At 34.5% G+C, this 25,514-nt stretch carries 58 protein-coding genes; 23 read left to right on the plus strand and 35 right to left on the minus strand.

Translation table 11 applies throughout. The features are described 5' to 3' along the window. Window positions 1–8 precede the first annotated feature (8 nt). The 8 genes from psb28 to AC6EI0_RS03540 all read right to left on the minus strand — a co-directional run bounded on the left by psb28 (window position 9) and on the right by AC6EI0_RS03540 (window position 2,889). The gene (psb28, locus tag AC6EI0_RS03505) at window positions 9–374 is read right to left on the minus strand and encodes a photosystem II reaction center protein Psb28 (protein WP_498523085.1); all 366 of its coding nucleotides are present in this window, start codon (window positions 372–374) and stop codon (window positions 9–11) included. A gap of 230 nt (window positions 375–604) precedes the next feature. Further along, window positions 605–844: a hypothetical protein gene (locus AC6EI0_RS03510; protein ID WP_498463017.1), complete on the minus strand. Its 240-nt coding sequence runs from the start codon at window positions 842–844 to the stop codon at window positions 605–607. Window positions 845–929: 85 nt separating this feature from the next. Continuing rightward, window positions 930–1,127 carry a hypothetical protein gene (locus AC6EI0_RS03515; protein ID WP_498523086.1) on the minus strand — a complete coding sequence of 66 codons (198 nt, stop codon included), beginning with the start codon at window positions 1,125–1,127 and terminating at the stop codon, window positions 930–932. A gap of 137 nt (window positions 1,128–1,264) precedes the next feature. Then, entirely contained in the window at window positions 1,265–1,435 is a 171-nt protein-coding gene (locus AC6EI0_RS03520; RefSeq protein WP_498523087.1) for a hypothetical protein, read from the minus strand. Further along, a complete protein-coding gene (locus AC6EI0_RS03525) occupies window positions 1,436–1,624 on the minus strand; it encodes a hypothetical protein (RefSeq protein WP_498523088.1) in 189 nt (62 codons plus the stop codon). 178 nt (window positions 1,625–1,802) lie between these two features. Next, entirely contained in the window at window positions 1,803–2,120 is a 318-nt protein-coding gene (locus AC6EI0_RS03530; protein ID WP_498523089.1) for a hypothetical protein, read from the minus strand. After that, the gene (locus tag AC6EI0_RS03535; RefSeq protein WP_498523090.1) at window positions 2,117–2,728 is read right to left on the minus strand and encodes an NAD-dependent DNA ligase; all 612 of its coding nucleotides are present in this window, start codon (window positions 2,726–2,728) and stop codon (window positions 2,117–2,119) included. Before AC6EI0_RS03535 ends, AC6EI0_RS03530 begins: the two co-directional genes overlap by 4 nt. Further along, window positions 2,725–2,889 carry a hypothetical protein gene (locus AC6EI0_RS03540; RefSeq protein ID WP_498523091.1) on the minus strand — a complete coding sequence of 55 codons (165 nt, stop codon included), beginning with the start codon at window positions 2,887–2,889 and terminating at the stop codon, window positions 2,725–2,727. Before AC6EI0_RS03540 ends, AC6EI0_RS03535 begins: the two co-directional genes overlap by 4 nt. A 251-nt stretch (window positions 2,890–3,140) precedes the next feature. Between AC6EI0_RS03540 and AC6EI0_RS03545 the strand changes: the two genes are divergently transcribed. Then, window positions 3,141–3,353: a hypothetical protein gene (locus tag AC6EI0_RS03545; RefSeq protein ID WP_498523092.1), complete on the plus strand. Its 213-nt coding sequence runs from the start codon at window positions 3,141–3,143 to the stop codon at window positions 3,351–3,353. A gap of 581 nt (window positions 3,354–3,934) precedes the next feature. Then, a complete protein-coding gene (locus AC6EI0_RS03550) occupies window positions 3,935–4,120 on the plus strand; it encodes a hypothetical protein (protein WP_498523093.1) in 186 nt (61 codons plus the stop codon). A gap of 118 nt (window positions 4,121–4,238) precedes the next feature. On the opposite strand, the gene AC6EI0_RS03555 is transcribed toward AC6EI0_RS03550, so the two are convergent. The 7 genes from AC6EI0_RS03555 to AC6EI0_RS03585 form a co-directional block, all read right to left on the minus strand. Then, on the minus strand, window positions 4,239–4,661 hold the full coding sequence (locus AC6EI0_RS03555; protein ID WP_498523094.1) for a hypothetical protein: 423 nt from the start codon (window positions 4,659–4,661) through the stop codon (window positions 4,239–4,241). Window positions 4,662–4,747: 86 nt separating this feature from the next. After that, entirely contained in the window at window positions 4,748–4,957 is a 210-nt protein-coding gene (locus AC6EI0_RS03560) for a hypothetical protein (RefSeq protein WP_498523095.1), read from the minus strand. A gap of 333 nt (window positions 4,958–5,290) precedes the next feature. After that, entirely contained in the window at window positions 5,291–5,617 is a 327-nt protein-coding gene (locus AC6EI0_RS03565; RefSeq protein WP_498523096.1) for a DUF3104 domain-containing protein, read from the minus strand. A 222-nt stretch (window positions 5,618–5,839) separates the two neighbouring features. After that, window positions 5,840–5,989: a hypothetical protein gene (locus AC6EI0_RS03570; protein ID WP_498523097.1), complete on the minus strand. Its 150-nt coding sequence runs from the start codon at window positions 5,987–5,989 to the stop codon at window positions 5,840–5,842. A gap of 81 nt (window positions 5,990–6,070) precedes the next feature. Next, complete coding sequence (locus AC6EI0_RS03575) at window positions 6,071–6,367, minus strand: DUF1330 domain-containing protein (RefSeq protein WP_498523098.1); 297 nt, start codon at window positions 6,365–6,367, stop codon at window positions 6,071–6,073. Window positions 6,368–6,446: 79 nt separating this feature from the next. Beyond that, window positions 6,447–6,695: a hypothetical protein gene (locus tag AC6EI0_RS03580; RefSeq protein WP_498523099.1), complete on the minus strand. Its 249-nt coding sequence runs from the start codon at window positions 6,693–6,695 to the stop codon at window positions 6,447–6,449. Between the two features lie 199 nt (window positions 6,696–6,894). After that, window positions 6,895–7,473 carry a S41 family peptidase gene (locus AC6EI0_RS03585; protein ID WP_498523100.1) on the minus strand — a complete coding sequence of 193 codons (579 nt, stop codon included), beginning with the start codon at window positions 7,471–7,473 and terminating at the stop codon, window positions 6,895–6,897. Window positions 7,474–8,091: 618 nt separating this feature from the next. On the opposite strand from AC6EI0_RS03585, the gene AC6EI0_RS03590 reads away from it, so the two are divergent. Beyond that, a complete protein-coding gene (locus AC6EI0_RS03590; RefSeq protein WP_498523101.1) occupies window positions 8,092–8,295 on the plus strand; it encodes a DUF2905 domain-containing protein in 204 nt (67 codons plus the stop codon). Between the two features lie 8 nt (window positions 8,296–8,303). Then, entirely contained in the window at window positions 8,304–8,489 is a 186-nt protein-coding gene (locus tag AC6EI0_RS03595) for a hypothetical protein (RefSeq protein ID WP_498523102.1), read from the plus strand. Between the two features lie 17 nt (window positions 8,490–8,506). Here the strand turns inward: AC6EI0_RS03595 and AC6EI0_RS03600 are convergent, their stop codons facing one another. Continuing rightward, on the minus strand, window positions 8,507–8,779 hold the full coding sequence (locus tag AC6EI0_RS03600) for a hypothetical protein (protein ID WP_498523103.1): 273 nt from the start codon (window positions 8,777–8,779) through the stop codon (window positions 8,507–8,509). Window positions 8,780–9,042: 263 nt separating this feature from the next. Between AC6EI0_RS03600 and AC6EI0_RS03605 the strand changes: the two genes are divergently transcribed. Then, a complete protein-coding gene (locus AC6EI0_RS03605; RefSeq protein ID WP_498461872.1) occupies window positions 9,043–9,168 on the plus strand; it encodes a hypothetical protein in 126 nt (41 codons plus the stop codon). A gap of 52 nt (window positions 9,169–9,220) precedes the next feature. Here the strand turns inward: AC6EI0_RS03605 and AC6EI0_RS03610 are convergent, their stop codons facing one another. Beyond that, entirely contained in the window at window positions 9,221–9,391 is a 171-nt protein-coding gene (locus tag AC6EI0_RS03610; RefSeq protein WP_498461871.1) for a hypothetical protein, read from the minus strand. 273 nt (window positions 9,392–9,664) lie between these two features. Here AC6EI0_RS03610 and AC6EI0_RS03615 point away from each other — a divergent pair, with 273 nt between their 5' ends. After that, a complete protein-coding gene (locus AC6EI0_RS03615; protein ID WP_498523104.1) occupies window positions 9,665–9,793 on the plus strand; it encodes a hypothetical protein in 129 nt (42 codons plus the stop codon). A 198-nt stretch (window positions 9,794–9,991) separates the two neighbouring features. After that, on the plus strand, window positions 9,992–10,156 hold the full coding sequence (locus AC6EI0_RS03620) for a hypothetical protein (RefSeq protein ID WP_498523105.1): 165 nt from the start codon (window positions 9,992–9,994) through the stop codon (window positions 10,154–10,156). A gap of 143 nt (window positions 10,157–10,299) precedes the next feature. On the opposite strand, the gene AC6EI0_RS03625 is transcribed toward AC6EI0_RS03620, so the two are convergent. From AC6EI0_RS03625 to AC6EI0_RS03635, 3 genes are all read right to left on the minus strand, one after another. Then, window positions 10,300–10,611 carry a hypothetical protein gene (locus tag AC6EI0_RS03625; RefSeq protein WP_498523106.1) on the minus strand — a complete coding sequence of 104 codons (312 nt, stop codon included), beginning with the start codon at window positions 10,609–10,611 and terminating at the stop codon, window positions 10,300–10,302. Window positions 10,612–11,083: 472 nt separating this feature from the next. Beyond that, a complete protein-coding gene (locus AC6EI0_RS03630) occupies window positions 11,084–11,251 on the minus strand; it encodes a hypothetical protein (protein ID WP_498492384.1) in 168 nt (55 codons plus the stop codon). Next, window positions 11,252–11,440, minus strand: coding sequence for a hypothetical protein (locus AC6EI0_RS03635; RefSeq protein ID WP_498523107.1), 189 nt, complete (start codon window positions 11,438–11,440; stop codon window positions 11,252–11,254). A 472-nt stretch (window positions 11,441–11,912) separates the two neighbouring features. On the opposite strand from AC6EI0_RS03635, the gene AC6EI0_RS03640 reads away from it, so the two are divergent. The 3 genes from AC6EI0_RS03640 (at window position 11,913) to AC6EI0_RS03650 (ending at window position 12,840) form a co-directional block, all read left to right on the plus strand. Next, window positions 11,913–12,056 carry a hypothetical protein gene (locus AC6EI0_RS03640; protein WP_498523108.1) on the plus strand — a complete coding sequence of 48 codons (144 nt, stop codon included), beginning with the start codon at window positions 11,913–11,915 and terminating at the stop codon, window positions 12,054–12,056. A gap of 18 nt (window positions 12,057–12,074) precedes the next feature. Further along, window positions 12,075–12,377, plus strand: coding sequence for a hypothetical protein (locus AC6EI0_RS03645; RefSeq protein ID WP_498523109.1), 303 nt, complete (start codon window positions 12,075–12,077; stop codon window positions 12,375–12,377). Between the two features lie 325 nt (window positions 12,378–12,702). Next, the gene (locus AC6EI0_RS03650; protein WP_498523110.1) at window positions 12,703–12,840 is read left to right on the plus strand and encodes a hypothetical protein; all 138 of its coding nucleotides are present in this window, start codon (window positions 12,703–12,705) and stop codon (window positions 12,838–12,840) included. A 14-nt stretch (window positions 12,841–12,854) separates the two neighbouring features. Here AC6EI0_RS03650 and AC6EI0_RS03655 read toward each other — a convergent pair whose 3' ends face one another. Further along, complete coding sequence (locus AC6EI0_RS03655; protein WP_498523111.1) at window positions 12,855–13,094, minus strand: hypothetical protein; 240 nt, start codon at window positions 13,092–13,094, stop codon at window positions 12,855–12,857. Window positions 13,095–14,017: 923 nt separating this feature from the next. On the opposite strand from AC6EI0_RS03655, the gene AC6EI0_RS03660 reads away from it, so the two are divergent. Next, window positions 14,018–14,320, plus strand: coding sequence for a DUF1651 domain-containing protein (locus AC6EI0_RS03660; RefSeq protein ID WP_498523112.1), 303 nt, complete (start codon window positions 14,018–14,020; stop codon window positions 14,318–14,320). Between the two features lie 15 nt (window positions 14,321–14,335). Here the strand turns inward: AC6EI0_RS03660 and AC6EI0_RS03665 are convergent, their stop codons facing one another. Next, entirely contained in the window at window positions 14,336–14,479 is a 144-nt protein-coding gene (locus AC6EI0_RS03665; protein ID WP_498523113.1) for a hypothetical protein, read from the minus strand. A gap of 213 nt (window positions 14,480–14,692) precedes the next feature. On the opposite strand from AC6EI0_RS03665, the gene AC6EI0_RS03670 reads away from it, so the two are divergent. Next, window positions 14,693–14,842 (plus strand): hypothetical protein, encoded by a 150-nt coding sequence (locus AC6EI0_RS03670; protein ID WP_498523114.1) that lies wholly within the window; start codon window positions 14,693–14,695, stop codon window positions 14,840–14,842. A 7-nt stretch (window positions 14,843–14,849) separates the two neighbouring features. Here AC6EI0_RS03670 and AC6EI0_RS03675 read toward each other — a convergent pair whose 3' ends face one another. The 3 genes from AC6EI0_RS03675 to AC6EI0_RS03685 all read right to left on the minus strand — a co-directional run bounded on the left by AC6EI0_RS03675 (window position 14,850) and on the right by AC6EI0_RS03685 (window position 16,129). Further along, complete coding sequence (locus AC6EI0_RS03675) at window positions 14,850–15,056, minus strand: hypothetical protein (RefSeq protein WP_498523115.1); 207 nt, start codon at window positions 15,054–15,056, stop codon at window positions 14,850–14,852. Window positions 15,057–15,561: 505 nt separating this feature from the next. Next, window positions 15,562–15,732 carry a hypothetical protein gene (locus AC6EI0_RS03680; RefSeq protein WP_269610819.1) on the minus strand — a complete coding sequence of 57 codons (171 nt, stop codon included), beginning with the start codon at window positions 15,730–15,732 and terminating at the stop codon, window positions 15,562–15,564. A gap of 178 nt (window positions 15,733–15,910) precedes the next feature. Beyond that, on the minus strand, window positions 15,911–16,129 hold the full coding sequence (locus tag AC6EI0_RS03685) for a hypothetical protein (protein ID WP_498523116.1): 219 nt from the start codon (window positions 16,127–16,129) through the stop codon (window positions 15,911–15,913). 36 nt (window positions 16,130–16,165) lie between these two features. On the opposite strand from AC6EI0_RS03685, the gene AC6EI0_RS03690 reads away from it, so the two are divergent. Continuing rightward, the gene (locus AC6EI0_RS03690) at window positions 16,166–16,390 is read left to right on the plus strand and encodes a hypothetical protein (protein ID WP_498523117.1); all 225 of its coding nucleotides are present in this window, start codon (window positions 16,166–16,168) and stop codon (window positions 16,388–16,390) included. Between the two features lie 125 nt (window positions 16,391–16,515). Here the strand turns inward: AC6EI0_RS03690 and AC6EI0_RS03695 are convergent, their stop codons facing one another. The 5 genes from AC6EI0_RS03695 to AC6EI0_RS03715 all read right to left on the minus strand — a co-directional run bounded on the left by AC6EI0_RS03695 (window position 16,516) and on the right by AC6EI0_RS03715 (window position 17,688). Further along, complete coding sequence (locus AC6EI0_RS03695) at window positions 16,516–16,797, minus strand: DUF3104 domain-containing protein (RefSeq protein ID WP_498523118.1); 282 nt, start codon at window positions 16,795–16,797, stop codon at window positions 16,516–16,518. A 273-nt stretch (window positions 16,798–17,070) separates the two neighbouring features. Further along, a complete protein-coding gene (locus AC6EI0_RS03700) occupies window positions 17,071–17,196 on the minus strand; it encodes a high light inducible protein (protein ID WP_498522940.1) in 126 nt (41 codons plus the stop codon). After that, window positions 17,196–17,342: a high light inducible protein gene (locus AC6EI0_RS03705; RefSeq protein WP_269613088.1), complete on the minus strand. Its 147-nt coding sequence runs from the start codon at window positions 17,340–17,342 to the stop codon at window positions 17,196–17,198. The genes AC6EI0_RS03700 and AC6EI0_RS03705 overlap by 1 nt, the downstream gene beginning before the upstream one ends. Then, window positions 17,342–17,461, minus strand: a complete 120-nt coding sequence (locus AC6EI0_RS03710) for a high light inducible protein (protein ID WP_011294968.1) — start codon at window positions 17,459–17,461, stop codon at window positions 17,342–17,344. Before AC6EI0_RS03710 ends, AC6EI0_RS03705 begins: the two co-directional genes overlap by 1 nt. A gap of 20 nt (window positions 17,462–17,481) precedes the next feature. Continuing rightward, window positions 17,482–17,688, minus strand: coding sequence for a CAB/ELIP/HLIP family chlorophyll-binding protein (locus AC6EI0_RS03715; RefSeq protein WP_498522366.1), 207 nt, complete (start codon window positions 17,686–17,688; stop codon window positions 17,482–17,484). A gap of 237 nt (window positions 17,689–17,925) precedes the next feature. Between AC6EI0_RS03715 and AC6EI0_RS03720 the strand changes: the two genes are divergently transcribed. From AC6EI0_RS03720 to AC6EI0_RS03745, 6 genes are all read left to right on the plus strand, one after another. Further along, window positions 17,926–18,075, plus strand: coding sequence for a hypothetical protein (locus tag AC6EI0_RS03720; RefSeq protein WP_498522365.1), 150 nt, complete (start codon window positions 17,926–17,928; stop codon window positions 18,073–18,075). 6 nt (window positions 18,076–18,081) lie between these two features. Continuing rightward, window positions 18,082–18,246, plus strand: coding sequence for a hypothetical protein (locus AC6EI0_RS03725; RefSeq protein ID WP_498522364.1), 165 nt, complete (start codon window positions 18,082–18,084; stop codon window positions 18,244–18,246). A gap of 126 nt (window positions 18,247–18,372) precedes the next feature. Beyond that, window positions 18,373–18,615 carry a hypothetical protein gene (locus AC6EI0_RS03730; RefSeq protein WP_498523119.1) on the plus strand — a complete coding sequence of 81 codons (243 nt, stop codon included), beginning with the start codon at window positions 18,373–18,375 and terminating at the stop codon, window positions 18,613–18,615. 678 nt (window positions 18,616–19,293) lie between these two features. Continuing rightward, window positions 19,294–19,491: a hypothetical protein gene (locus AC6EI0_RS03735; protein ID WP_498523120.1), complete on the plus strand. Its 198-nt coding sequence runs from the start codon at window positions 19,294–19,296 to the stop codon at window positions 19,489–19,491. 20 nt (window positions 19,492–19,511) lie between these two features. Next, on the plus strand, window positions 19,512–20,042 hold the full coding sequence (locus tag AC6EI0_RS03740) for a PAP/fibrillin family protein (protein WP_498523121.1): 531 nt from the start codon (window positions 19,512–19,514) through the stop codon (window positions 20,040–20,042). Between the two features lie 94 nt (window positions 20,043–20,136). Then, complete coding sequence (locus AC6EI0_RS03745; RefSeq protein WP_269604600.1) at window positions 20,137–20,277, plus strand: hypothetical protein; 141 nt, start codon at window positions 20,137–20,139, stop codon at window positions 20,275–20,277. Between the two features lie 343 nt (window positions 20,278–20,620). On the opposite strand, the gene AC6EI0_RS03750 is transcribed toward AC6EI0_RS03745, so the two are convergent. Continuing rightward, window positions 20,621–20,824: a hypothetical protein gene (locus tag AC6EI0_RS03750; protein ID WP_498523122.1), complete on the minus strand. Its 204-nt coding sequence runs from the start codon at window positions 20,822–20,824 to the stop codon at window positions 20,621–20,623. Window positions 20,825–21,039: 215 nt separating this feature from the next. On the opposite strand from AC6EI0_RS03750, the gene AC6EI0_RS03755 reads away from it, so the two are divergent. Continuing rightward, window positions 21,040–21,201, plus strand: a complete 162-nt coding sequence (locus AC6EI0_RS03755; protein ID WP_498523123.1) for a hypothetical protein — start codon at window positions 21,040–21,042, stop codon at window positions 21,199–21,201. A 602-nt stretch (window positions 21,202–21,803) separates the two neighbouring features. On the opposite strand, the gene psbZ is transcribed toward AC6EI0_RS03755, so the two are convergent. Next, window positions 21,804–22,016 (minus strand): photosystem II reaction center protein PsbZ, encoded by a 213-nt coding sequence (psbZ, locus tag AC6EI0_RS03760; RefSeq protein WP_498507674.1) that lies wholly within the window; start codon window positions 22,014–22,016, stop codon window positions 21,804–21,806. A gap of 979 nt (window positions 22,017–22,995) precedes the next feature. Between psbZ and AC6EI0_RS03765 the strand changes: the two genes are divergently transcribed. Next, on the plus strand, window positions 22,996–23,178 hold the full coding sequence (locus AC6EI0_RS03765) for a hypothetical protein (protein ID WP_498523124.1): 183 nt from the start codon (window positions 22,996–22,998) through the stop codon (window positions 23,176–23,178). Window positions 23,179–23,300: 122 nt separating this feature from the next. Here the strand turns inward: AC6EI0_RS03765 and AC6EI0_RS03770 are convergent, their stop codons facing one another. From AC6EI0_RS03770 to AC6EI0_RS03780, 3 genes are all read right to left on the minus strand, one after another. After that, the gene (locus AC6EI0_RS03770) at window positions 23,301–23,426 is read right to left on the minus strand and encodes a hypothetical protein (RefSeq protein ID WP_498523125.1); all 126 of its coding nucleotides are present in this window, start codon (window positions 23,424–23,426) and stop codon (window positions 23,301–23,303) included. A gap of 1,030 nt (window positions 23,427–24,456) precedes the next feature. Further along, entirely contained in the window at window positions 24,457–24,747 is a 291-nt protein-coding gene (locus AC6EI0_RS03775) for a hypothetical protein (RefSeq protein WP_498523126.1), read from the minus strand. A gap of 5 nt (window positions 24,748–24,752) precedes the next feature. Continuing rightward, complete coding sequence (locus AC6EI0_RS03780; protein ID WP_498523127.1) at window positions 24,753–24,887, minus strand: hypothetical protein; 135 nt, start codon at window positions 24,885–24,887, stop codon at window positions 24,753–24,755. Window positions 24,888–25,158: 271 nt separating this feature from the next. Between AC6EI0_RS03780 and AC6EI0_RS03785 the strand changes: the two genes are divergently transcribed. Together AC6EI0_RS03785 and AC6EI0_RS03790 are read left to right on the plus strand one after the other, a co-directional pair. After that, entirely contained in the window at window positions 25,159–25,359 is a 201-nt protein-coding gene (locus AC6EI0_RS03785; protein WP_498463053.1) for a hypothetical protein, read from the plus strand. Window positions 25,360–25,367: 8 nt separating this feature from the next. Next, window positions 25,368–25,514: a hypothetical protein gene (locus AC6EI0_RS03790; RefSeq protein WP_498523128.1), complete on the plus strand. Its 147-nt coding sequence runs from the start codon at window positions 25,368–25,370 to the stop codon at window positions 25,512–25,514.

The raw sequence follows: 25,514 nt of genomic DNA on the forward strand, positions 1-25,514 counted from the left end.
TACTACTATCAGGCGGTGGAGTATGACTTAGCTCCCTCATATGAAAGACCATACTTCTTTGCATATCTATTAGCAAATCTCATGAATCTATTGAAATCTCTTTCTGTTCTCCAGCTGTAAATAGCCTCAATAGCTGTATATTTCCCATTTTTTCTTGATACAGCTATATGTATTTCTCTAGTAGTAATTTGTCCTTCCTCATCTAGTAAATACATTCCCTGTATTTCTTTGAAATCATCTGATAACAATGCTTCTGGATTCTCAAATCTAAAATAAGCTTGACCTGCTTGCCCTGACTTGCTTTTGCTAAGTCTTATTTGAGGTACAACTTTTTCATCTATGCCATTAAAAAATTGTATTGCAATAGCCGCCATGTTTATCTTCTGCTAGTGATTTTTACTTTATTAACTATTTGCAATCAGGATTTTTAAAGCCTCATTTCATACTTCGATATGTAGCTGATATACACTTCGCTGGCACCTCAAAAGTTGGGCGGTGGTATATAGGTTAAGTCCTAACAAAGGGAAAATTCAGTAGTCATCTAATCCTTCTTCCCGTACTTGATCATTGCGACAAGAAGTCAATTTTTAGCAAAAAGCATTATTTAGAGACTCCTGCAGTAATTAGAAACATTACCTTCTTCATTACGAATAAACTTTTTTTGAATCTTTTCGCTAGCAAGAAATCCCCTATTTGAGTCTTTAAGCGAATAATATTCAGCACATAAAAGTTTTGCTTTATTTACTTTGAATTGAGGAATTAATCCGACAACAATCGCAACCAAAGCTGCAGTTGAGGTTATGACGCAATACCTAATTATTTGAGGACCTTTATGTGGTGACATAAAAAAAGTAGCTAATTGATCCCAAAATAAATCGACATCAACCGAGAATTTATAATGTGTTAATAGATAATAATGAAATTTATATTTAACTCCTTTGTAAAATAGGAATCATTTTTCCCCCATCAAAATCATCATCATCATCATTATCATTTAAAAATCTCATTCCAAAATCCCATCCTAAAAATCCTAATAATGTAAAAAACAAGCTTTTCAAAAGTATTCCATGAGAAATATATGTCGCTAGTCCAATAATTATTCCAAAACAGATTATTAATATTTCCAAGCTTTTTTTAAAAATTGGATGCTAACAAAGCGATTTTGTTTTTGATGTCTCTTTTTTTTATATAAGTATTGATATTAAAGACATGAAAATAGTTCATTTAATCCTGGCTTTACCATTATTTATCAGGCGGTGGTCTATTACTTCTGAACGATTCCTTTTGCTTTAAGAATCGGCGTGTATGGGCAGTTATCTCTGCTAAGCAATTCAAGAGCTGATGCAATAGAGCTTCTTAATCCATCTCTTAAAACTTTTTTAAAATATTCACACATTTCAAGAAGTTCAACTTCTGAGGGAGCTTCTCTGGTCATCTATCTGAAATCTTCAGTGAACTCAATAACGTCTCTGCTTAATCCAAGCTTCATAGCTTCTTCTTCCAAAGTTAAATGACTTTGTTCGATGTCTTTTCTATAATTCATCACCCTTTTACTTTCGTTCCCTGAAGGGGGGATTCCATCAATGACATCAAATAAAATACTTTTTCTTAGTTTTAATTCCATAAAAAAGTAATCTCTTTTTTATTTATGACTAATAATTGGTCTTCGGTAAATGATTTTTTAACTCATTCTTTGTATCAAATGGATAGTTAACTCGATTGTTGATATATACGGTCTTAGTCCTACAGCTAATAGGAGGTGGTCTATAGCTTAATCCCGCCGCTCGTCCCGCCAAGTGGTTTCATTTTTTAATCTTTTTAAATTTAAAGATACCCATTATTCGTTCACCAAATGAACTCCAAAATATGACAACAAATGGGCTTAAAGCTATTAGTCCAGTAAAGAAAAGAAGACTTTCACCAATTCCAAATACTATTGCACAGAAGACTAAGGCACCAACGATTAAGGCGCTTTTTCTTTTCTTAAATAAGTCTCTAAATCTTTGCTCTTTAGATAAATCCTTCTTTTTCTTATTAGTGCCTTCGAGGTATGGCATTCCTTCTATGTAAGGCACCAAGATATTTAATAACCATTTCTTGAAAGCATTTATAGGATTCATTTCAAAGCCAAAGCCCAATTTGGTGTTTTTGAATTTACACCAAGCTTTCGCTTGACTTCACCTGAGTTAATCTTAACGACTAATCCATCACAAGGAAGGTTCTCAAATAATTCACCAGCCAACCATTCACGATGCCATCTTTTAACTTGCTTTGGATTGACTGTTCGATTTGTAGGAGGAATTTCAAAGAACCAACTTTCCAAGCGTTTAATATCATCAATTTCATCTGCAGTACTTCCAAGAATTTCATAAGCAACAAAACTAAGTCCATGACCAGTAGGAACTTTCTTTCTTAAATGTCCAGCGGCTAATGCTTGAGATCTAATCCTAGAAAGGTTTGGTGCATAAAGTTCACCACGGATCTCAAGTGGTTCTTCTGAAACTGCAATTCCATCTTCTGGAAGTTCTACAGGCAAATTGCAAATAGTTCTAGCTGCCTCGGTAACATCTTTTCCACTTCTAGTGAAGGCTGCAACAAGTGTTCCAGACTGGTATCTCAACCCCAAAGCACACCCATCAAATTTAGGTTGGACAATCATCGTTTCACATCTGGCAGACTTAGCCCACCATTCTGAAAAACAATAATCATCCAAACCAAGTAACTTCATTTCTTCTGAAAATATGAGTTCTGAGGATCAATCTCCTTAAGCCTATTTTCTAATTGATCAAATTGCTTTTCACTTACTTGCGCATTGCCCGATCTGTAGGCCAAGTCTAGCTTTTTGATGAAGACTGAAGGTTCTTTTGCATGAGTTTTGCTTGCCTTCATTTGGACCATTAAATAGGACTGCCTGGGAAAGCAGTCCTGCTCTGATCGAGAGAATGCTGAGCAATTAAAAGAAATCAAAGAATCATTATCAGCATTAGAAGGCGGGAGAGTTTTAGATATTTGATAGTTAAGGCTGTGATGATTAATTCAAAAAGATTATCCTTTTAAACCCTATGCAAAAATTTATTTACTCTTGTTTGTAGGCCTTATAAAAGCAAGCATGATGGAAGAGTAAATTCATTAATAAATAGATGGCTGAAGAATGCCAAGTGAGGTGGGAAGCAACCGAAGAACAAATTGAGACCATTATTATTCCTGCAATGAAAAATATTGCTCAACAATGTGCTGGATACGGGGAAAAGCTTCAATGTCCTCCTGCTTTTATTGCTGTAATGCTTAGAGATATTGCAGATGCCTTTGATAAAAAACCACCAGAAGGCGAAGGTAGTTGTGATTGTTGCTAACTATCAGCTCAATAGGTAATTGAAGTTTTACACTCCAATAGAAATTAATTAGTAAAAGCGGCATCATGATGGAAATAACTTTTTAGTAGAAATGGTATTAATGAGATTGATAAAGACTGATAAGCGATTATCCGAGCATATACAGAAAAAATTAAATTTCAGCAACCATAAAATGCTTTGCCTAAGTTGGGCGATTGGCCTAGTAATGGGTATAGCTATAGATATTCTCTTTATTTAAATCAGCGTGGCAAAAGACAATACTTTCAAATGGTTCGTACTCACTTACTTAGCAATTCCAATCTTTCTGATAATTACTGTATACGGATATTTAATTCTTAAGTAATTGGATTTTTTATTTTTATACCTAGCAGCTTAAGTTCTCTGGATCATATCCTCTATTCTTCATTTGATCTTTAATCCTGGTAACCCTACTTTCGCAATATCTTTTAGTTTCTTTATCCTCATTTAGATCAAGCTCTCTTATCCACTGATTGAGTTCGTTTTCCAACTTGACCAACGATCTCCATGTTCAGGATCAGGAATACTGTTGAAGAAATAACAAAAAGAAGCATGATTTAGTTATGAACTTCTCTGATAACTTGGCTAGGGTTTTTGTTGTGATTACTTTTCTTACTTTTGGAGAAGCTCAAATCATTGGTGGAATCGTTCCCAATCTGATTGCTTTTGGGCTGTTCCTTGGAGCAATTGGATACTTTGCTTCAACCGGCAAAATGGCTGAGATGTTTGGCTGGAAAAATAAGAAATAACAGATATAAAAGTTACGGCTGGAGTTAAAAAAAAGATTGCCGCAATTTATGGAGTAAGTCCAATTACTGCTACGCGTTGGTCCATTAGTCGAAGGCTAAGCAAAAGAAAATATTGTTCCTAATTGTTAGCTAAAAATTCAATATATTTTTTCAATGTATAACCATGACAATCGCAAGGGTATCTAGCTTGTAAACCTACTGCATCATCTTGACCTCTAAATCTTCGACAATTACAAACAAGATCAATATCATTTCCAGCTTTAAACTCTTTCACTCTTGCTTCAAACCACTTTTTAGCTGCTTTTGGAATATTTCCCTCTTCATGCCAACTCTGCCAAAACAAACTATCAAACATTTTTATTCCCTCTGCCCTAACCACTCCATCGATTCTGTCAAAGGGGTTTCTTACTGGGCATTTTGGTTCATTTATAAAGAATCTCTTTGGTGACTTTGGGCCATGGATCCATGAACGCTTTTCCATAGAGCCAAACACCTCTATTTGGTCAAAATATTTCTTTGGATGGACTTCAGGTTCAGTCATATTTCGCATTTATTCGGTATTTTGATCCATAAAAATGGGGACCAATGCCCCCAAGATAAATCTACTGTCAACAATTCAATTCTGAATCAAGAATCCATTGCTGCAACTTCATCACGAGCTTGATTTTGTCTTTCTTCAAAAACTGAAGGTTTGTAAGAAGTAAATACTCCTTTCTTAAATGTTGCAAGTTGAGCCGCGTGAAGCCTTTCTGCTTTTTCAATACGTTTTTTTGTTAAAGCTAGATTGTTCATGATCTGTTCAATCACTGGAAATCCCGTTCCGTATTTCCATCTCATGCACCCAATGATGTTGGGCGAACGTGCTTAAAGTTTAACAAATAAGAATAAGTAGTTAAGCCGGCATTACGACAATTTAAGTAGTGTTTTCCTACTCCCATGGAAAGAGGGTTGCTTATAAGTAGGCAAAAGAAAACCCTCGCAGTGGAGGGTTTCAAAAACTTAGTGAGGAAGTTTTACGAAGAGACGACAGGATTTCACCAACTGTCCTCTGATCTATCTTGAGCTTGTTGAACGCAACGCAGCCTTTAACCCAGTTACTCGCTCTAGCCTGAGGTAACACTAAAAGGAAGTTTTCTTAAACTAAAGTTCCGTTGGGGTAGTGCTTTCCATCTAATTCCCACTCAATTTCTTTTTGCCTATTTTTTTCTCATAGTTTTCAACCGTTGGAAGGATATTAGTTATTGGTCCTTCAATCGGAGATTCAATTCTTTTTTGTACTTCTTGCTCGTAAGTGGAAACTATCTCTCTAACCTCTTCACCATGCACAAATTTAATCTCGCCTGTATCTACATTTGCGACTTGAAAAAGAGTCGGGGCTAATGGATCTCTAGCACCTCCAACAAATGAGAGAACTTTGCAAATTTCATCTTCTCCAACTAAAACGGTGTCTCTGGATTTGACCTGGAGGAATAGTGGATTTTCTTCTATTTCGTGCATTTAACAAGAATTAATAGATAACGCCAGTCAGTCGAAGTACTGTAGTTTATTTATACCAAAAAATAGGGGGCTGACTGCTCGCTTGAAAATCGACTGTCAACGGAGATATAAATCTACCAATCGGGATACTCCCCTTGAACTGGTTCCTCGTAGAAATCACCTTTTTTTATACCAGCAAAATATTCAGTTAAAAATTCTTCCTGGTTGGCTTGATCTTCCAAATTAAGCGTCAGTTTCTTTTACTTGCTCAGTTTTTGTTTCTTGGTTTGTTTTGTCTTTTGAATAAGAGCAGCCACCTTCACCCCAACCCCATGCAAGAGATGGACTTCCAATAACTGAAACAGCAAAAACTAATGAAATAACCTTTTTCACTTTGAAGTTGTAAGTAGAATCAATATTTTAATTGCATTTTCTTTTGTCTGTTAAGTCCAGTCAAATCAAGCTGAACATTCATTAATGAGTTACTCCACCATCAATGATAGTGATGTTGGTATCTGTTGAATTTGCCCAACGTAATTTGCTTAGTTCTTGATATTCCGAACAATTGAAAGCATCAATTGCAGCTTGTTTTGAAGGGAACTCAATGATGACTCCTAATTTTCCACCCTTTCCTTCAACAGTTTCGGCTTCCATATCTTTGGCAAAAACTGAACCACCCACCGACTCTACCCAAGGCTGAAAGGCTTCAACATATTCAGCAAATGCTGGATTCGTAACCGTGGTAGTAACAAGCCAGAGACCCTTAGCCATGAAACAAAAAATAATTGAAAAGAGTTTCACACACTCCATCTACTTTGTATATAAATATTTAAGAATCCTTTAAATTCTCTTATTTCATCTGACTTTTGGGTTTAGCTTTTATCTCTTTTTGTAGTTCGTGTTCACGCTCATCAAGAACTTTGACTCTAGCTTGATAACTCTCTTCCAACCTCTTGCGAGAAGTCTCGATATTATCAAGTTCTTCTTGTCGTTGATTACGTTTGATTTCTTCTAGCTGACTATCAGAGACGACATAAACTGTTCTCATTGGAGAGAAGAAAGAATCAGCGAATACAGCATCAAATAAAGAGGAATACATTACATTCATTTCAAAGGACATAACTACTTTGACTCGACTAATTTGAATTTAAAATGTTGCAAACCGAAAAATTAGATACGGCCTCTACGACCAAGATCGGTTGCTACTACTTATTGGTTGGGTATGCCGATAGATCAATAGTAAGTCTTATACAAAACTCTTTACTATAAATTAGTGCAAAATGGAGTTAGCAATTGAATTAGATTTGGTTATTAGGGAATAATTCTTTAGTTGACTCAGGAGGGTAACCTTGTGGATTCATTGGCTGTAGATCCCGTGGAAAACCATACTTAAAAAATTCTCTTATGTTTAATTGATTCAAAGATTCTCGTTCAGGAATAACAAATGTATCTCGAATCAAGTTCACCTCAATTTTTTTTCTTTTACCTTTTTCGTTAGTTCTACCAATGACTAATTTAATTGGCTTATCTTTAGGACCTTTGATTAATTTAATTGCCTCCTTTAAACCCATTCCTTTAGTAGACTTTCCATCTATCTTTAGGATTACATCACCTGATTCCATATCTGCATCACTGGCAGGAGAGCTATTAATAACTGATTGAATTGTTAATTCTGCTGTATCACTATTCAGAAAAAGCATTATACCAATACCAGTCATTTCTCTTTTAAAACTTGGAGTTTTACCCCGGTTAGTCATTACGCAACCTGAGTAATCCCTAGCTTCTAGGCAACGTTTGTGAATCTCTTCTAAGACTTCAGCCTTTACAGTGATCGGCAATACAAAAGCAGAAATAAGAGGAAGTAGTAAGTGTTTCATTCTTGGATGTTCCCTACACTAAATTTAAGCTGTATGCGCTATCAATTTCTAACATATGCCGTCCACTTGATTTATAGCTACTCCTATTTTTAAAAGCTCTTTGAAATTTAAATATAACTAGTTAAAAATGAAAATACGGAATATCTTTTAGACGAGGAGGATTAGAGGAGCAAATACCAAATTGCATGCACTCAATCACATCATCATCATATTTGGGTTTGGAAGTGGAAAACAACTCATGGTTCAGGAAAGATCCTTTGACATTCTTTAGTAGATGATTAAATGGATTTCCACAAGACATAATAAGTCCTCCTAAAAATGTTGGGGAGGCATTCCATCCAATATGACTTTGAATGCCTTCCCCTCTACTATCAGAACCGAGTCTTAAAAAAATGTTCTGATAATTCTTTTCTAATCAAAGTGATCTAAAAATCAAATCAGTATAAATTACTGTTTTATCTTGCATTTTTTGCGGGAGGCATCTAAACCTCCCTAAAGCCTTAGCCAATAATCAAAGTGTAGGCAGAGACCCTGGGAAAGGTTTAATTGAAAACGTAATAATTGAAAAGGGTGCTATCACCCAAGTATTACTACAGTTGGGTTAATTAATAACTAATAATGCAAAGGATACTAATTACACTTGGACTTGTAATCGCTTCGATTGGCGTTCTATATCCCTATTTAAAACAAATAGGGTTGGGACGATTACCTGGGGACATCATTCTTAGAGGTGAGAACTCAACTTTCTATTTCCCAGTCGTTAGCTGTATAGCCATTAGTCTGCTTCTTACATTCATTTTTAATTTGTTTCGAACTTCCTAGTATCTGCCATGGCACAAAAGAAACTCCCGCCACACGTAGTGCTTAAAGAATCGAAAGAAGTGATTTTCTACTTGGAAAACCCATTGCCTTCAGAAATCACAATTCCTACATGGATGAAATCTTTCCCTGATGAGTACAAAGGAATGATTATGACAAATGCCTGCTTGTTTAAAAGATTAAAGGATCACTCATAAATCGGAATTAATAGAATTTATTGAGAGTTATCTTCTTTCTTTTCAACAGGTTGAACTTCTTCGCCAGGCTGAGTCTCTTCAACAGACTTAGCTTCTTCAACAGACTCAGCTTCTTTGACAGGTTGAACTTCTTCGACAGGCTGATTCTCTTTAACAGGCTGAACTTCTTCAATTGGTTGATTTCCTTTAAAGAATTCAGAAATTTTGTCGCTAAGTCCCTTTAAAAGCTCAGCGATTTTCTGACTTATCTCTTTTAAGTAGTCAGAAAGTTTTTGCAGAAAGTTTTTCATTGATTTAAAACACCTATAAAAATCAGATAACCTTATGAAGATTGCGGACTCATATAAACATTTTTAATACAGAGTGTCACTGGAGGCTAATACTCAAAACAAATGCAGTTGTGCTTTTTTGTCGCTCAAATAATTAATTCGGATACATTAGGCGTTGAGAATAATATTCTTGGTATCTTCTTTACTTACTCTTATATGTCTAATTCGTACTTTTCATTAAATGAATTAACTCACAATATATCTATAAATCGTAGTTAAAAAAAATGACTCTTGAGATTTCAGAAATTGTTCTCGCTAAATCATTTTTAGTCTTAGGCTTGCTTGCGTTTGCTTGTATCGGATTCGCATCGTTAGTTAATCAAAAACAAAAAGGAGCAGCTGTTAAATAAACTTATGCTCTAATTTTTAATAGAGCAATACCTTCTGAAAAGAGCCAAATAGTTAATCTCCTTTTTTATTATCCTCACCTGAATAAGGTTGAGTCCCTATATCTGGTGGTGGATTATTACCAAAATCATCAACCAAAGCATCTGCTTCGCTGGTGAATAATTTGCTGAACCATTGCTTGGTTGCAATGATGGCAGTCCAAATTTTGTCTCTTTTTCTACTCATAACAATATTCCTTTAATAGTTTTTTCATTATAAGACAAGTGTTTTTTCTTATTCTCACCTGTTCCAACAGGGTTTAAAAATAGATTAGGAGACAGGGCACGACAGGTATAAAAAACAAGTGCCTGTCTCAAATGGGGCGACCAAAATCTCGCCCCATTCTTCATGCCATTTTTTCTTTGAATTCGTATAAAGCGAACTTGCCAATAATGAGTTCTTCGTACTAACTAGGTATGAAATGTCTATCCATTATCTGCTATGAGATTTGCAGTTACAATGGTTAATTCAAAAGGAAAGACACACGAAGAAACCATAATTGCCAACAATAAACAAGAGGCAATGTGGCAGGCACAGGATTGCAATCCATTCTCAAAAATTATTGAAGCCAGTTGGGTTTACAAGTAAGAGAATTTCTTAAAGGAACTCTTCTTCGCATTTTGAACTATTCAACCATGTCGGCATGATCAAAAACAGCTAGAGAATCTTCGTAATGACTTTAACTTTTTAATTTTATTTGTTATGGTATGCCATACGTTCGTCTGGTTATAACTGGACGCATGACATGGAAATAGGGAACGGGGTTTCCATTAACAGATAAGGGTTATGAACAACCTAGCTTTAACTAAAAAGCGTATTAAGAAAGCAGAAAGGCTTCACGCCGCTCAACTTGCCGCGACGCAAAATGGAATGCTTATTTCTTATAGGCGTTCTGCTTTTGAAGAAAGGCAACAACAAGCTCGTGATGAAGTCGCAGCGATGGATTTTTAATTGAGAATCCATTGCTGAAAATGATAGCTAGGGGGCAATTAGCTCCCTTTTTTTATTTACACCTCTAACCTTTATTACCAAATTCAGATAAGCACATATCCGATATAGTGGATAAATAAATAGAACAAAAGCTATAAAGGCTCTCAAACTTTCATTTTTAGGATTTTTTCTAGCCTCTCTTTTTGTTCTGTTAGAGAGAGTTCTTTGTGGGTGATGTCTGTTTGCTTTATATAAAGTTGATTATTTGAAGCTTTATTTTCTTCTATATATTTTGTAGTAAACATTCTTCGAGATATAAGTATTTGATTGCCAAAAAAGTAAATTAGTTTGCTAAGTCCATGAAACATTCTTTCACTAAGAATTAAAATCAACAAGCCAACACCTGCGAATGACAAGAGAGCTCCTATCATTGCAATTGATGGGGACGTTGAAGCAAAATTAAAATAAAATTCCATTTTTCAAACCTAGCAAAGTCAAGAAGAACAGAATGATTATTTTTTACTTAAAGATGAATAGTTTTAAACTCTAATGGGTAGACGTTGCTTCTTTCTCTACTCCTAATTGGTTAAACATATGAGGTGGAATCTTTGGGATATCAAATCTGCTAATTAATTTTGAAATTCTTTTTTTAATTGTTTTAGAAATAAAAGCCATAAATCTTTTAGTCGTGGTTGTTTTGACGGCACACCAAGTACTTTCTATTCTCTGCTAACTGTTGAATTGTCGTAAGTGTATGGTGTGTCTTTATTGACTTTTTTAGCATTTTTAAAATGAATGACACCCATTACACTCTTGATAGCAGGGCTTTGTCTCACAGTATTGTTACCTGTGATGTTATTTATCTGGGCATTAGATACAAAAACGAGGGCTAATAGATATGAAAGTTATGGCTAGATATAGAGATTGATGAGTTTGATTTACTTTGTCCTACTGGATAATTCCTTTAGCCTTAAGCATTGGTGTATATGGGCAATCATCTCTACTGAGCAATTCAAGTACTGAGGTTATAGAGCTTCTAGATCCATCTCTTAAAACTTTTTCTAAGTAGTCACATATTTCAAGAAGTTCAACTTCTGTAGGAGATTGTCTAGACATCTACCTGAAATCCTCAGTGAACTCAATTACATCTCTACTTATTCCTAGTCTCATCGCTTCTTCCTCCAAAGTTAAATGACTTTGTTCAATTTCTTTTCTATAACTCATCACCGCTTTACTTTCATTTCCTGTAGGAGGGATACCATCAAGTACATCGAATAGAATACTTTTCCTTAGTTGCGATTCCATAAGAAATTAACCTCTTTTTTATTTATGCATAAAAATTAGTTTCCGAGAAATAATTTTTTAAACAATTCTATGTATCAAATGGATAGTTATCTCGATCACTTATATGCAAACTTATTCGAACCTCCATACAGGAAATATTATTAACTAAAAACTGTATCTAATGTATTCTTATTGTACACGTATTTTACTAAATAAGCCATTAAATTTTATCTTAAAAAATAAGATTTAATCTAGATATTAAGTATTTATTCTGCTTGAATAATGATGCTTTGGTCTTTAGTAGGACGCACACCAAAGTCAATTAAAGCTACGTTTAAGGCGCGTAGCTTTTTAATATTTATCATATAATTGTACTTTTAAGTCAGATAACATTAATCAAATTTTACAATGATATTAATTAATTTAAAAAAATATAAATTAAACAAATAATACTAAGTATCTAGTATTATTTTAGCTGAAATTTATTTATAAAATGAAATCAGCCCAAGATAGATATTTTAATTGCTTGGAAAATTGTCACATGCATGAGCAATTTGAAACTCCAAAAAAAATTTGTGTAGCAGCTCTAACAGATGATCCTCTGGACAATCCAAAAGTAAGTATGGAACAGCCTTGAAGTGTAACAACAAAACGTATGTCTTTTAACTTTAAAGCTATTATTGAAGACTACTGTGGCACAGGAAGACTGTCAGAGGAAGAAGTTGATTTTTTAGAAAGAGAGCATATTAAGACAATGAATACAATTAGTAAATTACTAATTCCATCAATAGCAAATTTGCATATTTGTGAAGCTTGTAATCTTGAGCCAGGAAGTTTCTGGATTATTTGCAATGCTTCAATTCTTGATAAGATTAGGCCTGTTAAAACCGGTAAGCCAAGAGCTCATAAATTATTTGATGGTTTATGCCAATATAAGATTTTTACTAGAGAGGACTGATTTTATAAGAAGAATGAATCCTATAAATTCTCTCAAAAAATGGTTACTAAATATTTTAGTTCCATACATCGAAGGCAGTAATAAAAAAAAGGGTAAGGACAAAAAATGAATTATCTTTTTTAAAACTATTTTTTTAAGGTAGAAAGATATATCTGCTTAAGCTAAGGGGTCTATCACTTAGAGAGTTGGCTCTAGAAAATAAAAATTAACTTGGTGATCTGCTCAATCCTTAGTGATTAAAAATACCATAGACTTAAATAAAGTCTAACTATTTCCTCTTGTTGGGAATTGTCGTTGGGACTCCTTCGAGGAATATAAGAAAATAATGATCAATAGTAACCATATCCCCCCTGCCAAAAAGAAAATAGGAGCATCATTAAGCGACTCAACAGAAAAAATGCTTCTTGCAGTTGGTATTAAGCCAATAGAGACAAAGGTGATTCCTGAAAGGTATGCAAGTTGAGATTTAGTCACGATTTAATCAGAAGTATTACTACCTGAGTCAATCTCAGATAAATTTTCTGCTCTTACTAGTTCCTTCTTCTCTTCTGTTGACTCATCGTTTGGAGCTGACTCTGGATTTACAACCTCCTTTCTTTTTACAGAAGTATCATTAGAAACTTCTTTTACTCTTTTAATTCCAAAATCATCCTTACCAATAACAAAGAATGCTATGCCTAAAATAAAAAATGCTGCAATAGCTATTAATGGAAACATGTCATTTATAATTATGAGTTATATATATATATATATTGATTTTTAATTTCCTTACTCGCGAGGATTTAAATATTTATATTGATGTTCATTCGAAAGGCATATTAATTACTTTCATTACAATTCTATGTTAAAAACAAATAGCAGAAATGCATCAATGAGTAAGTCAGAGTTTTTTTATCATTTCATTAATTTAAGCTTAGAGACAATCAAATCAAAACCCTTTGGTTTCTCCTCATCGGATATAGGTTGGACTTGAAAGAAGGCCTATTAAAATAAAAGTTCATACCAATATCTTTTTAATTTATTGAGTTCCTGCTAATCGGATATTATCTCTTTTTTAAACAAAATTGTAATTTCACTAGATATTATTTTGTAGCCTTTTTTACTTAAAAAAAGTTCTCTCTATACACACCTCTTAATTCTTCAATCCGTTTCAAATTATTCAAGTAATATAATTTACAGAAAAATTTATAAGAATAACTTTATTTCAATGCCATTAGCTTTATTTTACTGCTTGTTTATTTTACTTTTATTTGTGATATTTTTTACTTATACGTCAACTTTTATCGCAAGAAGGCAGCCAAAATTAATTCATAAGATTCAGATAGAAATGATCAAAACCCATTTAGAGCAAGCTTATAAATTAAATACTTATCAAGACTCATCGCATAAATAATTAACTTTCTTAGGTCTACTAACTTGTCAATTCTAGAAATACTATGAAATAGTTTGTTTTCAATTCAAATCAATTAGACATTGATTTAATTCTTGCTATTTTTTTACTTACTCTTAAAAAAAGTGATTTGATTTTATCTGATTTTACGCTACACCTACTAGCAATGAAAGTACCATTGAAAAGATTATTTTTTATCTCTAATTCGTATTCCCTTGCTTGACTTTTATTATCAGAATCTCTAGAGGAATTGAATTTTCAATCAGACTTAAATTATATGAATCAATTAATCAGAGAATCATTGCCAATTCCGACAGGCTGGCTAGTCTCTCCTACCAGAGACTTATGTATGTTTTTTATTCGTGATCCGAAATCACTCATGAGTTATCCAAGCGTGATGACTCAACTTTGGCACTGTACAGAAGAAGGAATACCTACCAAATTGAAAAACACAAGAAGATTGGAATATAAAAATGCACTAGAAACATGGCATGAGCTTCAATCGGACGGTTGGCAATTAATAGAACGTCAAATCAACGATGATGCTGCCTAATTCGTCACTTTTCATTTATTCCATCAATACTTTTCGGCTGACTTGTCTGCAAAATTCATTTCTAGACTTTGCTGCTTTTTCGGCATCTTCAAATTTATTTACATGAACAATTTCTTTGATATCCATCCCTCCAATGAAACAAGAAACCTCGACTTTCATTGTTGACCTCCTCCTGGTTAGGAATAAAGGGTTCATTTTTAAGAATTATCCATATGAAAACTTATTTAACAATCTCAAGCAATAGTAAAAAAATTGGGTCTTTCAGGTCAAACAAATTGAAGGAGAATCACTGTACGTTTATAGAGATGAAGATAACATTGAGGAAAGTCTTATAGAGAAAGAGTTGCTTCTTATTGATACCGATAAAAATCAATGAACAAACTTACAAAAATTACAACTATTGGATTACCAGCTGCGATTGGCTTAGGACTCGCATGGGTAGGCGTTCGGATTATGAGTAACGAAAGAAAACTTGCAACTAGAGAAATGGAGCTACGGCTTCAACTTGATGCTAGTCAATAGAAGTGAGTTACCCTCGCTTATTACAAATCCCTTTTTCATACTGCAAAGTATCTTTTCTTATCTCAAACCAATCCACATCACTATCACCCGCTAATTCTTGTAAACCCTCGAAATTCAATTTAAGTAAGTTGTTATACGATCTCATCTTGTTACATGCTGCATCATAGTCAGCCATTTTATAAAACCTAATTGCATTGTCATAGAGTCTTTTCATTGTTGGATATTGCTTCCTAGCAAGACCAGCTGAATAACTCTCAGCATTAGCAGCGATAGGGGAGAGAAGCCCAGCGGTAAAAGAAGGGGGCTTACTGCCCCCAAGATAAATCGACTGTCAACCGAGCTTTCACTTTAACTTTCAGGCGATGGTCTATGGCTCTAAGGAGTGGGCAAAAGAAAACCTCCTTTTTAGGGGAGGCTCTCTACTTCTTAACCTGAGCTAGCAGTTGCTAGCAGGGCTAAGCCTTAACTTGATGAGATTATTTTAACCTTCCCTTCAAAGATTTTGCGAGAAAGGGAACTGCCATGCAGTACAGCCCCCCGACTCTAATTAGTAGAAATTCCGATAACTACCAACGTGATAAAAATCTAAGAAAAAAAATTTTTAATCCTGAAGTTCGGTTGAGGTAGTGCTTTCATTCTCCCTTAGGCAGAGAGTTGCTTATAAGTAGGCAAAAGAAAACCCTCTTTTTAAGGAGGGTTCACTAATTTTATTTGGTTAATTAACCAGAGAATGGGCAAGCTCCAGACATAGCACTTGCAAGGAAATTCTTGAAGATCGGTGCTTGGCCTAATCCATATAAGAAGAAGGTAGAAGAAGTCAAAGTGAGAGCGAGTTTTGAGGCTCTGTTTAACTTGATGCCTTCGCCTCCTCTGGTAAGAGATGAATTCATTTGTTTTGTGAAAAGTTGGACAAACCTAACGGGTTATAAAAGTTTATGTAGTAAAGGAGGATACGTTGTCATATAAAAGAGTGGAGGGCAGTAGTCCTTCAGTGATAGATATTTAGACAAAAGAGAACCCTAACGAAGGAGGGGTAACTAAAATTACTGACAACCCCTTTAATTTTTTTCAGTCTTTCAACGCAACGGTTGGACTTCTATTTGGATTATCAATTTGTACGTTGGGAATAATGAAAAGCAACGGCCAACTAATTACGTTTAAGCCAATAACAACAGACCAAAATTTTGAAACCTTGTTCTGAAGATTAGTTATCTTCCTGTATTTTTGTAGATCAGAAAGTGAATTATCTTCAAAAATCTTTTTATATTCTGATTTCTTTTTACTCATAGACAGATTGTGTGAGGAAGTTTTGAAGGGAAAAGAGTGAACATTCCACCCCTTCAGGTTCTCAAAAAAAGTGCAGACCTAATGAACTTTTTTGAGTTAGCGAAGAGAGGACAGGATTTCGACGACTGTCCTCTGATCTGGCTTGATGATGCTTCCGTATCACGCCATCAACTTGTAACTAAGTTAGGGAGAAGTTTTTCAGAACTGATGTTCGGTTGGGGTAGTGCTTCCCTACTCCCATCCAATAAAAAGAAGGATTAGACCAAATGTGCAAGAAAGGAGGCTTTATGAAACTCTTTACTCCCTTCACCATCCCCAAAAAAGACAACTGCGATCTTTGCAGAATTAAAAGGAATAATCAGAAGAGGGGCAAATAGCCTCTCTTTTTACAGCTGCTTGATTTCCTCGTAAAGCGAAGAAGGCTTTTTGATTGTTGTCCTATATTCGCAAACTATTTCAATCACTTCTTCCCCATGAATCCAACGGATTTCGCCGGAATCTACGTTGGCAATTTGAAAGAGTGAGGGTGCATCAGGATCACGAGAGCCGCCAACAAAAGTAAGAACTTTTCCAATTTGGTCCTTTTCATATAGAACAGCGTCCCCAGGTCTGACTTTTAAAAATAAAGGTTCATCCATAAGTTCATTCTGTCCAAATCCATCAAGCAAGGGAAGTATGCTTTTAGACCAAATTTCTAAGTCCTTTTAATCCAGTTAAATCAAGTGATTTCAACGACTCTTTGCTCTCATTCCTGACACATATCTGACACAAACAGCTGTGTCAGTACGAGACATTAAAAAAGCAAGGGCTGGGAACCCTTGCTATTACTGATCGGGGCGACAGGATTCGAACCTGCAACCTAGTGCTCCCAAAGCATTAAAAAAGGCCTCTTCCGTAATGACAGAGAAGAGGCTTGTTTTTATTTGACTTGAAAGGTAGGACTATACAATTCCAGGGACGATCCAGCCTGTTATTCCGTAGTTAATCACAGCTGCAAAGAAGCCCATCATCGCAAGACGACCATTCATCTGCTCTGCTGTTTTCCAATAATTAGTTGCTTTGTTCATTACACGAAACCTGGGATGATTTGACCAGTTGTGGCATAAGCACCAACAAGAGCGATGCAACCAAATAATGCTGCATAGCCGTTAAGTCTTTCTGCAGTTACCTTTTCAGGATCAATGTTTCTGTTGCTGTTGTTTTGAGTAGTCATTAAACGACACCTGGAATGAGTTGACCGGTTGTTAGGTAGATACCTGTTAGTAGAACGAATGCCATCATGGCTGGTCTGCCGATGCTTCTTTCTAGAATTGTTTTGTTAGATGGTTGCATTGTTATTGGTAGTTATTGATTTAGAAAATTCCAGGAATGATTTGACCTGTAGTGAAGTAAGCACCTAAAAGACTGATCATTCCGATCATTGCCCAACGGCCATTTGTCTTTTCTGCTTCTTCTGGGTAGCTGGTGTAGTCCTCTACAAGCTGAGGCTGTGTTTCACGAGCAAAGATGTTTTGCTTGCCGTACTCAGTGATTACCTGAGATGAGGTTGAACTTGTCATTACTGGAATTGAGTTGATGTGAACAAATGTAAAGTATGAATTTTTCAAATGAAAGATACGGTCGGGTACGGCTTCTTCTAAAAGTCAATAGAAATAAGTCTAAAAACCCAACGGTAGCAACTAGTTAGAGAGATATTTTTTCAATGATTAGATCTATTGATGACTCTAATAAGTACAAATAGCCCGAACTGGTTAGCCCTACTTCAACCGTCCTGCAGCACTTGGGACCTCTTTTTTATGTTAGCCACGTTGATCCAACCCAAAAAACTTTTAGTCATGCTTGCATTCAACAAAATCACTGCTGCAAAACTAATTGTTCTCTGGAATCTTCCTGCACTTCTTTTCTTAGCTGGTGCTTTTGAAGTTGGTACTACCGTATTTGCTTAACTAACAATGACATCATCTGATAACAGCCCTAAGAATTGGTCCGAGTGGAACAACACAAAGCACTTCACTGACTATTCAAAAGACTCAGGAACGGGAAAGTTTGTACGTTTTACTATTGCTACCTTGCTCTTTGTTCCAGTTGGCTTCCTTGCTTACATGACTACTATTTAATTACTAATGATTTCAACAAACAATATTAGAAATAACAAAAGATTCGGGAAGGTGATTTCCTACGGCATAGCTACGAAATTATCAATCTTTTCTTTATTTCTTATTTATATGATGAGGAGTTAAATTATGACAAGACAAGAAAAAATAAAAGCCGCTAAAGAGAGGGTCACAAAATTAAAGCCAAATACCGACGACTGGGAAGAAAACAATGATTGCTTTATTCAATTTCAAAAGCTTGATATTGCAAAAACCAAACTTGAACTTAATTACAAAAATAGGCAGGAGCAAATAGATCTACTAACTGAATCTCTTGCATCTTCATCAAGAACCGATAGATGGATTTCGAGTGTTAAAGCAATTTTTAATTAATCTCAAAATATCTAGTCAATGATTTTTAGCAATTTTCTATACTCATACAATTTACTTATATTGATATAGCTTCTGAGCTAGCAAATTTATAAAACAATGAAAATATTGTTTAACTTTGCTCTGTCGTAGAAATTTGAAAAATCGAAGCAGAGATGACTATCAAAAGGTTCCGAAACAATATTACGTGATAAGGAGTAAACACAATGACTGAAGATAAATTGCATTAGGCAGATTTGATGATCAAATACTGTAGTGCAACTACTACTTTTATTAGGGGTTTCTACACGTCTAGAGGACCATGTAAATGCTTTAGAACTCTGATGTTTCATAGGAGAATTTATGAAATTGTTTACTCCTTTCAGCATTCCAAAACCAGAGATGAATGAGCTTTGCCGCATTCAAAAAGCAGCAAAGAAAAAACAATCAAAGATTTTTAGACATTTTAGCTAACACAATGAAATCAACTACTTTCTACCTCTCATTTTTTAGTCGTAGACCATTAGAAATGAGTTTGTTTTTTATCTATTGCGGAGCTTTAGCATGCTTCGTTAGCTCAATTGGTCACTATTAATAAAATCCAATGAACTCTTCTAATGATTTATTTCAAAAACCACTGGCGATGACTTTCGCTTTTGTTGTTTGCACTTTTTTAGCTGACTCTCTAATTGGTAACTTTGTATGAAAATTCCAACAATCAGCTTAAAAAGAACTCTTGAAGTAGCTATGAATAATGCATCAAAGAGAATAATGGAACTTGATAGGCTTGATAAAAAAGCTCATAAAGAAGAGTACAAAGAATGGATTCAAGCAAGTGAGGGTAGTAAAGACCAGCCACACGTTCTTTATGCCAACCAGATAAATATTGAACAACTATAGGTTTTAAACAAATAATAATCATGAATGCAATATCAAAATTGATAGAAGTTCTTGAACATACCCCTAAATCAAATCAGATCGCAGAGCTCATAAAACTAGCTGAAAGCGAATCATCTGTAGACATAACAAAACAAATTGATCTGCTCACAGGTGTATGGGAACTTAGATGGAGTACTTCTAACTCACCTCTTTTAAATTATTCACCACTATTAGATAACTTACAGATACTTGAGCCAAAGAGAAGTAGAGGGCTAAATTTATTAAGACCAAAAGGTTTTGCCAGAAAGCTATTTTCTACTAACATTCTTGCTAGCTTAGAAGTCATTGATCAGAGACGTATAAACGTTAGCTTTATAAAAGCAGGAATAATAGGTCCTAAGTTACTAGGTAAAAAGATTAGTTTCCTATCAGAAATAAAAAAGACTCAAAAAGGTTGGCTAGATACAACTGTATTATCTCCCGACTTACGTATATGTAAAGGTTACAAGGGTACAACTTTTGCGTTGTTAAAAAGAAATGATTTATCACTTACTGAGTTTTTTAATCCTTAGCCTTTGTCGTGTTAAGCGTAAAAATTTGTCGTACAAGCCTCAATCAAAAAGCATGCAGATGCTTTAGAACAAATTAGTCATCATTTATATCATTATGACTTCAATTCCTACTTATGATTTTCCATCATTCTCTCCAATCCTAGTTGTTGGTTTTTTAGGGATCGCTGTATCTCTTTACACACTTTATACAGTGAACAAAGCTTATTACAACTCACCTTTTCGAGGAGAAGCGTGACTTATTTTAATAGAATCACTCTGGAAGAAGTATTAGAGGAAGACCTATTCTTTGATTACAACGAGTATTCAAATCTTCTAGAAGACACTGATTGGTAAAAAACCAATCGACTACGTTCATACTTACTTTTTTTGACAAAATAACTAGAAAAATAGCTAAAAGCTAAATATTTTTAGTTATCCTTCATTGACCTGTGATTGGTTATAAATATGCACTATCTATCGTAGTACCCAAAAACAATGCCATTAAATAAATACTTTAAAGGATTTTGATTAAAAACATAGCTATATACAGCGTTAAAACTGGTATCTAATAAAGGTTCTTATAAAAGTCCTACTGACAATTAAGCTCTCGGATGTAAATCTGGGTACCTTGTCGTTTCATCTTTAACTCTGTTTGGATTTTCATGATCAGAGCTTCTAGCTGCGTTAAAAATTATTAGGAATGGAATAGCTATTGCAAAGAAATAAAAATGCAATAAAAGAAGGTCCCAAGGAACTCCTGAACTTCCATAGTCGGGAAAAAACAAAGCAGTAGATAACAGCATCAATCGAAGGAAAACCTTTTTTTATAGACTAAAAGGATTATGAACAATTCGTGAGATATTTTTTTTTGCTTATTAGTCCTTCAGAATTGAGAAGGCGTTGAATAATTAAAAACCAGACTAACTGACCAAACAGAATTAACACTCATTTATTTTCTGTTAATAGACAAATGCTACTGAGCGTGTCCAATATGTATATGCAGATCCTTACTTCGACTATGGATTCTCACAAAGAAGCTCATAAATATGCTTTCGAACTAGCAAAGGCTTCAAAAAAAATACCAGTCGATCGTGCAGAAAAGCAACCTCATATTCAAGAAATAAGAAAGAACTATCTACAAAAATCTTTGAGATTAAGAACTAATAAAAAGTTTAAATAGAGGGGCTTAAATTTGAAATTTGTTCTCAACTTAGTTTTTTAAATAATAATATTTTGGATTATTATTTAAGTCTCTCCACAGGCACGCCATTACATATAAAAAAGCAGCAGAAGCAATTAGAAAAAATGTAGAAGTCATATTAAGCCCAAACTCCCAGCAGTAAAACCAACTGCACAGAAAAAAATAAATTCAACTAAATCTCTACTTGCTGTTGGAATTGAATTTAGTACGACGTTAATACGTTGAGCCATTTAACCTTGTATTACATAACATTTAATCTAGAAGTAAAAACTTAAGGGCGTACCTACTTAAATGTAGGGTTTACGTGTATTAGTTAGACTTATAAGTATTATTCTTTAAGTTTCATAGAATTACCATATTTAGTTAGATAGCAAAAAGGTTATGCTTAAACTTGACCTAGCCAAGATTACTTAGGTAATGAAATTGATATGGAAGAGTGCTAGTGATACTAAACACGATCAAGAACATTCCTGTTTTATCTAAACGCTTCATATCTATAATTTTTTTTTTATATTTTAAAATTTAAAAATAAGAACTGTGATGTTCTAGGAAACTATTTTTTGTATAAATTGATTGTGAAGTTAACCAGCAAAACCTTGAACGATTCCTCCTGCCAATCCATTCAGTAATACCAATACGAACCACACACCGCCAAGAGCTTCTATTTTCCTTATGTTTGAATTTCTATTATCCTCTGGACTATCTTGAGTCATGTAAAAGACTGGAACACCTACAACTAGAAGTAAAGATGAGAACAAAAGTGCATTAGCGAGAATGCCTGCAAGGATGGACATTTGTCAGTCATAAAAAGGTTATTTTGGAAGCCGAAGTAATTTATTTCTAGCACGAAGAATGTCCCAATGAAAACCATACAGGATAAACACATAATCACATAGCTACTAAATTTGATGAGATTGATTTAATGATTATTAAATAACTACTAAATCTATCCCACAAACCAAGAATAAAAACTAGATAGAGCTCAACAACTGTTTCCTTATTTCCTTACTTTATTTCAAAATTTACTCCGTTGCAGTTTAAGCCGCTGCACTGAAGCTTGAACAAGAGAGATAAAACGAAATGATGAAAACTTGGGATAGCTTTATCTAAACAAATAAAGAATATCAACATAGAAACCATGGTCATTGATAGATATTGCATCCAATGGATCCCAATAGCATCTAAACCATCGTTATTAAATTGTTTTATTTCCATAGTTTTCATCTGACCCTAACCTAATATCAATTAGACAGTGGCTTTGGTTAAGCGCAGTTTTAAATAAAGCTTATTTAGTGGATCTTTCAACGCAAGCATTTTTCCATAATATTCTTCACAATGCTGAATAAAAGGCTTGAAGGAATTCATATCCATGGTTAAGTCCTAGACGATTACTGAAGTTCCGATTTCAAAAGCACCCGCCATAAGAAGTAAAGCTGGAAGGTTCCATAGAACCAAAACTTTTAAGGCAGTTGATTTATAAGTTGCAGCAGTCATGTTTAATTAGAGATCGAATGATTTTTCAGTAAAACGATTACTGAAGTAACTGATATTCTCAAATTAGAGAAACTAGCCGTGAAGCCGTTGTTCGGTTGAGGTAGGGCTAACCAGTTCGGGTGGTGAGGGAAGAATTACGAGGACTATCTAAGAAACCGTACTTGAAGTTCATTTCATTTGTTTTGCTTGGCTTGCTAACTTAAGTAGACGTTCGTTCCATCCTTGTGGGGTGCATGGAATGGAAGTATGGAACGGGATTTCCAGTAATCGAAAAAGGTCATGAACCGTTTAGTTCTAACTAAAAAGCGAATCAAAAAAGCAGAGAGGCTTCATGCGGCTCAACTTGCAACCTTTAAAAAAGGAGTATTTACTTCTTACAAACCTTCTGTTTTTGAGGATAGACAAAAGAAAGCTAGTGAAGAAGTCGCAGCAATGGATCCTCAATTCAGAATCCATTGCTGATAGTTGAAAGATAGGGGGCAATTAGCTCCTTTTTTTAATTAAATGAAAGTTGGCCTATTAACTTTCCCAAAACGAATCTAGACTTTTTCTTTGCTTTAACAGAAGTCAATGAAGTCATCAATTTAAGAAAGTTTTTGGATAGCCTTATCAGACTTTTTTAAAATTTTTAGAGCCTCTTTTCTTGAAGTACAAGCATCCGCTTTAGCTTGAAGTTTTAAAAGTTTGGCGTGTTGTTTATCTAAGTTCATCCAAAATTGGATAAAAACGAAGAAGTCAAACTAACAACTTTAGGCCCTAATCGAGGAAAGCCGACTCGTAAGGTTCTCTAATTTGTATATTTTGAATTTTTGCATTAGAAAACCCCTTTTTTATGAGGGGTTTTCTAACTTTAATAGTTACTTAAAGCTCCAAATAGGAGAATCGAAGTGAATGATTAAGCCCGGTATGTAGTAGGAAATGCAGAGCTTAGATTTGTTTATAAAGGAAATCGGAGGACTACCTTTAATAAATTTGCAAGCAAGGGGACAGGATTTCGACGACTGTCACCTTCTCTGACTAGAGCTTGAACGCAACGTGTCTTTAGTAGAAGTTACTCGCTCTTGCCTCAATAAAACATAAAAAGAATTTCTTTAAAACTGATGTTCGGTTGAGGTAGGGCTTTCCTACTCCCTTCTTACTAATAAGAGTTGTAGAACGAAGGTGTAGCAAGGAGGGTTTATGAAACTCTTTACTCCTTTCACCATTCCTCAAAAAAACAATTGCGATCTTTGTAGGATTGAAAAGAATAAGCAAAAAGTAGTTGAGAATCCATTCATAGATCGACTATTTAAAAACCTCTACAAGCAAAGATTCGATTTCGTATTCGACTAACCGCGTTCTTCAGTTGAAAGGCTAAACTCAAACTATCAAGTTAAGACTTCGCTCTGCTAGCAACTGCTAGCTCAGGTTAAGAATAAGAAAGCCTCCCCTAATAAGGAGGCTTTCAATTTGTATATGGCTGAATATTTAATCGACTCAAAACCAAATACTCACAAAGATCAATTATTAGAGGAAAAACTTAGTAGTACGATCATTAGATAATCGTTCATGATTATTTCTCTCTATTTTTTCTGATCAATGGGTTCTTTGGAAAGAAAAAAGTTACTAAACGACTAAGAAAAAGCTTCCTAGCAAAATGAATCCACCACCAACAACATAAATAAGTAGGTTTGCTTTAGTAGAGGTAGCGAGAATCGGAATCATGGCAACGGCATTTCATATAACCAAGTTAAAGTTCAATCAGTTCGTATTCAAAAAACAAAAATCAAAAAGAAATATTTTAAAATTTGCTGGATAGTTATTCCAAGCCAATTCTCTGAGTTCATCTAATTCATCATCCGTCATTCTTTTCATATTTGCGTAGACATAAAGAGCATCATCAATTTCCTTAGGTACATTTTCTTTAAGAGAAAATGTACCATCAGTTTTATTAGGGAGAAAAGCTTCTTGATTAGTGTTAAAGAAATCGATCTTTTGAATGTCCGTTTTACATTCTTTTGCTAATTTGCCGAACTTTGATTTGTTATTCAAGTCGATCACTTAATAGAAGTATGAGAAAGAATCAAATGAAGCTCTAATGGGGTTAAACCAGTATTTTCTATTCCCCATAGTTCTCCTTTGTCTGAAGCTTCAATAATTGATTCGTAAAAATCAGCAGAGAATATTGGCATTATTGGATTAAAAAGTACAGTTAATTAGGTGAATAATGTTTAGCGAGAAAAGGAAGATGCTTTGCAGTACAGCTTCCTTGACTCTGATTGATTCACTACTACGAAAATCGATATAAGACGACTTTAACTTGAAGCTTTTGAGAAAAATAGTTCGGTCGAGGTAGGGCTAACTAGTTACGGTTTACTTTTTAAGATCATTACTTAATCAAATAATTTTTAAAGTCACAGTCAGAAAATTCTCCTTTTAATATCGTTTTTTTAACAGATAATCATGGGAGAAGCCAAAAGAAGAAGAGAACTCGGATTACCTCCAAAGTCAAAAAAAGAGAAGAAAACAAAGACCAACGAAAAACAGTTCTCATGGTCACAATTCTCGATTAACAAACTAAAGAATCAGTATCCGGCAGCTCCTTTTGTGACTACTGCATTGGTTTTAATAGTTTTACAATGGGGTTTCTCGCTAAATAGCTGAATACCTAAATGGAATTCTTTGATGAGTTCGAAATAATTGGTGGAATCATTCCTAATTTGATTGGGTTAGCGGTTTTCTGCGGTGTGATTATTTATTTTGATCAAACCAGAAAAGCAAAAGTCAGACGAGGAGAGAAAGTACCTCCTCATCAATAA

This window comes from Prochlorococcus sp. G5PB11 (assembly GCF_059772425.1).